General features: G+C 65.0%; 1 protein-coding gene. It reads right to left on the bottom strand.

The features are described from left to right. The coding region (locus tag EP26_RS30875) for a transglycosylase domain-containing protein (RefSeq protein ID WP_211259653.1) at nucleotides 1-1,061 on the bottom strand (1,061 nt) is incomplete at its 3' end. Between the last annotated feature and the right edge of the window lie 143 nt (nucleotides 1,062-1,204).

The raw sequence follows: 1,204 nt of genomic DNA, 5'->3' as shown, positions 1-1,204 counted from the left end.
CTGGCTTGGGTAACGTGATCCCATTCCTTCAGCCGATAGTCGCGTCCACCGACGAGCGCTAGGACCGCGCCGTTGTATCGCATGACGACGACCGCGCCCTCCTCGATCTGCCTTGTCTGGGCGTGCTGCCGTAGGGTCGCCTCCAGCTGTCTTTCGGCGGCGGCCTGGATGCGCAGGTCCAAGGTGGTTGCGATGGTTCGCGTGCCGCTTCGCTGTGACGGTACGGAGTTGGCGTTGGCCTCGTTCTCCGCCCAACGCGCGAACCAGCCGATACCAGTGCTGCGGGGGTAGAAGCCGCCCCAGGCTGATCGGGACGGTATCACTATGACGTTCTGCGCCTTGGCGCGGTCTGCCGCGCTCCGACTGAGGGAGCCCGCTTCGGCCATCTGTTCAATGACCCGGATGCCTCGGTCACGCGAAAGCTCGAAATTCCGGTGAGGGTTGAACCGGTTGGGCGCTGGAAGCAGCCCAACCATCATGGCGGATTCGAGGATGCTGAGGTTGCGCGCGTACTTATTAAAGTAGACCCGGGCGGCGGCCTCGATGCCATAGGCGCTGCCCCCGAAAAACACCCTGTTCAGGTAGACATACAGGATGTCCTCCTTGGTCAGGTTGAGCTCCAGGATGGGCGCCAGGACCGGCTCCTCGAGCAGCTTCCGGACGATCGGACTGTGTTCCCGGAGGTAGACCTCCTTGATGGTCTGCTGGGTCAGCGTGCTGCCACCCTGGGTCCGCCCGGTGAGCGTCGACCAGACCGCGCGTGCCATCGCCCTCGGGTCCAGCCCCCAATGCTCGTAGAACCGCCGGTCCTCGCTTGCCACGAGGGCGTTGATCAGATGACGGGGGAGCTGGGTGAAAGGCACCGGCGGCCCATAGTATGCTCCGCGCGCGCCGACGAACTCGCCTCCCGCGCTGAGGATGCGCACGCCGTCATGGCGGTTCTCGGTGATCAGTCCAGTGGCGTCGGGGAGTTCGAAGGCCTCAGCGGGCCGAGGAACCGCGGCTGCCAGCCCCAGCAGCGTAAGGAGCTGCCTTCGGTCTATGCTACCCTTGGCTGGCACGGCTGGCTGGACCTCCTGGCAAAGCGAGTTCCGGGAAATGCGGCCCCGCAGCGATCATGTCCGCCCCACAACGATGGCCAACTTTCCCGGAGCGGCGTAGGGCACCGACGGAACAACTGGCGCCGCATATCCCAGCGGATAAG

The sequence above is a fragment of the Belnapia moabensis DSM 16746 genome (assembly GCF_000745835.1).
In the GTDB taxonomy this organism is placed as follows: Bacteria; Pseudomonadota; Alphaproteobacteria; order Acetobacterales; family Acetobacteraceae; genus Belnapia; species Belnapia moabensis.
This window is presented reverse-complemented; position numbering and strand designations above follow the sequence as displayed.